At 46.5% G+C, this 5179-nt stretch carries 1 protein-coding gene; it reads left to right on the top strand.

What is annotated here, in order from left to right; genetic code table 11:
* Nucleotides 1-5179, top strand: a 5179-nt coding sequence (locus KDK19_RS20930) for a hypothetical protein (protein WP_257292867.1), incomplete at both ends; no start/stop codon positions are given.

Below are 5179 nucleotides of genomic sequence, written 5' to 3'. Positions count from 1 at the left end.
CAGCCTGATGAAGAAGCTGTAAAAGCAAAACCCACGGCCATTGGTGGCAAGCGCGTTATTGCTTCGGTCAATAAAAACCATCTGAGTACCCTTCAGTTCGTTCATCAGCAGCTGCAACAGGACACAGAACTGTCCGATGACGAAGTCCGGGAAAAACTAGCTATCTTTGAAGGTTACCTCGGTCTGGTTCCGGACAACAAAGATCACCTTGAAGCCCGTCACCAGGCCATTCAGCAGTACCTTGAACAGCTGGAACTTGAGATCGATCAACAATATCTTCAGTTTCAACAAGAGCAGGAAAAACAGAAAAGCCTTTTACAGAAACTTCAGCAGAGAATCGAACAAATTCCAAAGCTGGAACAACAAGTTCGTGATGCCATTGAAGATGCTAAAAAAGCTCGCAACGCTCAAACAGCAGCAAAGCTTGGTATTCGTGACTGGGATGAGAACCAACCACTGGAAGAACAAGTCAGGCTCATCGGAAAAAAAATGCATGAAATCATTCAGGCAGTGCCCGCAACATCTACCACAATAGAACAGCCTGGTGAAGATGATGTAGAAGCAAAACAGGCACCGATTGAGTTTGTTATTTCCCCGCGCGATGAGAAGGGTCCGAGAACCCGGCTTGATTACATTCAACAATTTCTGCAACAGATGCCAGACCCCATTGATGAGGAAGCCCGACTGGCTAAAGTTGAAACTCTGCTCGGCCTGGTGCCGAAAAACGAAGATGACCATGAAACCCGTCATCAGGCCATTAAGCAGCACCTTAAACAGCGAGGACTTGAGGCCGTTAAACGATATGTTGAGAATCAAAAGCCGGAAGAAAAGAAAACATGGGCACAGAATGCTCATCACCTGATCGATCTAAATCCATCGCTTGAAAAACAGGTCCTTCATGCCAGAGCAGAAGCCACAAACAATCGCAACGCAGAAATAGCAGCAGAGCTTGGTATTGATGACTGGGATAATACCCAGCTACCCTGGGAACAAGCCAGACTCATCAGGGAGAAAATTCGTAAATTCAAGCAATTGATTCCCGCAACAGGACAGCCTGATGAAGAAGCTGTAAGAGCAAGACCGGCAACCATTGGAAGCAAGCGCAGTATTACTTCGATCAATGAAGACGATCAAGCTGTCGCTCAGTTCATTCGACAGCAGCTGCAACAAGATGAAAAACTGGCCGAAGAGGAAGCCCGCAAAAAACTGGCTTTTTTTGAAAGTAAGCTCGACCTGATTCCGGAAAACAAAGATGACCTTGCAGCCCGTCATCAGAACCTGCGGGAACGCATCAGTCAGCAGTTCAGTGAGGCCTATGGACAACATCTTCTGACTCAACAAGAATTGGCAGGACGGAGAAGATGGTTAAATCATATTCAGGAAGAAGTCGAACGAATTCCAATACTGAGAAAAGAAGTTCGTGAAGCAGTAGCAGCAACCAGACAAGAGTGCTACGTTCAAATAGCAGCAGCGCTTGAAATTAATAACTGGGATGTTACCTGGCCACCCGAAAAACAAGCCAGACTTATCATAGAGAAAGTTCATGAAATCAAACGACAACCAGCCGCAACATCAATTACCGCAACATCAATTACCGCAACATCAATTACCGCAACATCAATTGCCACAACATCAATTGCTGCAACACCAGTTGCCGCAACACCGGTTGCTGCAACGTCAATCGCCGCAACATCAATTGCCGCAACATCAACTGCCCTAAAACCAGTTGTCGCAACAGATTCCTTAGAAGAGCAGCCTGGGGAAGAAGCTGTAAAAGAGGCACTGGCGACCATTGAAAGTAAGCTCGATATTACTCCAGACAATGAAAACGATCTGCATGCCCGCTTTCATTCCATTCAGCAGCAACTGGAACAAAATGAAGAACGAACCAATCGGATGATCCAGAATAATCTGGCTGACATTGAATTGAAGCTCGGTCTGGTCCCGGATAACGGAAAGACCCCTGAAGTCCGTCACCAAGCTATCATGGAATGTCTAAAGCAGCTGATAGCTCAGGTCGATCAGGCACATCATAAACTTACGACAATGGATGATGAACTTGAAATTCCGCATCAGAGAGTTGAGACATTGAGAGATCAAAAGGATTTTGAAGGCTCTTTCACCCCTTCCAAAAAAGGTGCTCTGGCAACGGTTCCCGGTATTGAGCAGGCTGAAGACACCACATCAGAAGACCTCACCCTTCTGGAATTAAAAGTGCGTGGCAAGCTCATAAGGATTAAAGTGCTGGAAAGAGAACTGGCTGACATGAGAACACCAGGCCACCCCATAGCCAGGTCTGAAGTACTTGAGACACTGAGTGACGTGGAAGAAGCCCTTGAGATGAGTGACCTTGATGAAAGCAATGATGTCCATCTTCGTCGCCAGAAAATTTCTGAACACATGCATGCATTCATCAGAGAAGCCAGACAGCGGATAGAGGAAGAGGCTCTGAACATACTGAAAGCCGTAGAAGAAATACTCACCATCGAAGTCAATGAAGAGGATGACAAAACTACGAGATTCATCAGGGTTCGTAAAATCCTTGACGACAATGATCTCCCGAATTACATGGCGGATAAGATAGACAGTACCCTTTGGGCAACTGGAGGCGAAACTCCGGACGAGAAGCACCTCAAACTCAAGAGGCTTCTTGCCCATCTTCACTATAAAGTCGAAGGCCCGGAACCGGATGAGCATGCCAGAGAACAACAGACAGAACAGCTGGCAGCATTAGAAGAAATACTCAACATCAAATCTGAAGAGAGTGAAAAAGCAGAAAGATTTGCCCGGGTTGTTAAAATACTTCGCTTCACTGATATCCCGGAATACACGCTGGATCAGATAGATCAAAGCCTCTGGAAAGAAGACAGCAAAGCACTCAGCGAATGGGGTCTTAAGCTCAGGAAGCTTCGTGCAAGTCTTGCCTACAAGATCGAAGATTCATACCTGGATAAGCAAGCCAGAAAACGACAGTCGAGGCTGCTTAATATCGTAGAAGACGAACTGGATATCGACATCATTGAAAACGTTACTGCCAAAGAAAAGGGCAAGGCTCTCACTGCCAAACTGGCTGACGAGCTGAAAGTAGAGTTTGAAGAGGGTGACCTGTCTTATCAGAAGGAGGCTCTGAAAGCCAAAGTTCAGACATTAATGGATGAAGTAGACGAAAGTTACGACGATGCAGATGCCAAACAAGCCAGAAACAATGAAGTGGCTCATCAACTCAACATTGAGGGCTATAAAGATGATGCCACTATCGAAAACCAGAACCGTCTGATTGAAGCAAAACTCAAACAACTGTTCAAAGAAATTCTCAATGCGGGTAAGCCCGACGTTCATTCGCGTATCGCAACCATTGAAAAAGAACTTGACATGCAAATGGCTCGCCTGGGACCTAAACCACGATACGTCCTTGATCGTGAGTTAGCCGTGGCCAGACGGGCAATTGAAGAAGCTGAAAGAGAGCTGTCTGGTGTTTATCACAAGCTTAAGAAGCTTCAAGGCAAACAACTGAAATTTGTGATTCATGACACGATCACCCCTATCTCGGAAGAAGGCGACACAGCTCTCAATCGGGCAATGAAACGAATTCAGACCGATTTGGGTCTACCCGCAGGTGATGAACAACCCCCCGAAGAGAGGTTAGAGGACATCAGTCATTTCCTGCAGCGATACGGTGCAGAAAGACTAGGTCATGCTGCTAACAAACTGAAAGCTGTCGTAAAAAATCTGCACATTCTGGTAAAAGAAGGTGATCTCGGATCATTGAAAGAAGCTTATAACTTTGCCATTAAAGTCTATTCATATGCTCACGGTTGGATCGAGCCCGATGCACGCGATAACGCATTAAATGAACTGACGTCAATCAGGAAAAAGTACACTCAGGTCACAGAATTCCTGCATGAGCACGTCAGGAAAACTATGGAAGTGACCCATACACAGCTTGAAGAGTTGAATGCACAAGAGAATCTGAATCGTAAAAAACAGGAGATTGAACATCCTGGATACATCGATGAGCAGGCTAAAACCGCGCATAACAAGGAAATGGCTGCGCTGGCTTCAGTCCTTGAGCAGAAACGTGAAGCTGTATCAAAAGCAGAAGAGGCTCTGACGGATCATCATAAAGCAGCTCTTGACGCCACTGAAAAAGCTCTGGGTCTTAAACCAGACGTTTCTGATACCCATGAACAACGGCTTAATGCCCTGAGAGAAAGACAGATAAAACTGGGCGGTGCTGATGGAACAGGCGGCAGGATCAAGATACTTCAGGAACAGGCCCGTCTTGAAGGCGAGATTAAAACCAGGAAAGCAGATATTGAGAGAATGGAGGAAGTCCTGAAGACTGCAGAGGAAGCCGTGAAAAATGACGGCGGTCCCTTCCAGTTCACGCCAGAACAGGAAAAAGCCCGGGGCGATATCCTCAAGTTCGTGCAGCAGCACCCTCTCAAACAACAAGCTCTGGAAGCCGCAATGGGCCTGACCGAAGCAGCAGTGAAGAATGGTAAGACAATACCATTCCTTACGACTTTCGATTTTGACGATGAATTTGCACCGATTCGCTTGCAGACAATAGTCGGAGACAATCTGAGTTTTGATCAGGCCTGCCGGATTGTGGAAGTCTTCAAGAGTTTGAAGAGGAACTTCCCGGTCTACCCTTTCGAGCCTTTAGAAGGTCAGCCTCAGAATGTCCTGACAAAAATCGAGGGGCTGGTGAACAGGGCCAGAAATGAGATAAAAACCGCGGCTCAACAATACGACGATGAAATACACGGCATGGGCCTGAAAGCCATTCACTACATTGAGCATGAATCCATTGACCTGAAGGGTTTCACGGAATACTTTACTACCCGTTCTGCCACTGGTAGAAAGATTATCGCCCTGCTGGGTGAAGGTCTGATTAGCAAGGTTGAACTTGAGAACTACATAAAAGCCGTCAGAGGTATCGACGGTTATCAGCCAGTGGAAGAATTTGAACACTTCCTTGGCTACAAACACGGCATTAATGTGGCTCAATTCAGTGCTGTTGTCCAGATGCTCTCCGACAGGGGTACTGAAGAATTCATGCAGGGTGCCTTTACTACTTTGACCGCAACCGGCCCGGCGGGTATGAAAGAGTCTGTTGAAGGCATGAAAGAATACGCAGCTGCGGTCATCGCCAACTACGTTCTTGACGATATTG

Origin of the sequence: Endozoicomonas sp. ONNA1 (assembly GCF_024606325.1) — a bacterium.
Lineage (GTDB): Bacteria > Pseudomonadota > Gammaproteobacteria > Pseudomonadales > Endozoicomonadaceae > Endozoicomonas_A.
The sequence above is the reverse complement of the archived record's forward strand: the minus strand, read 5'-3'. Positions and strand labels throughout refer to the sequence as shown.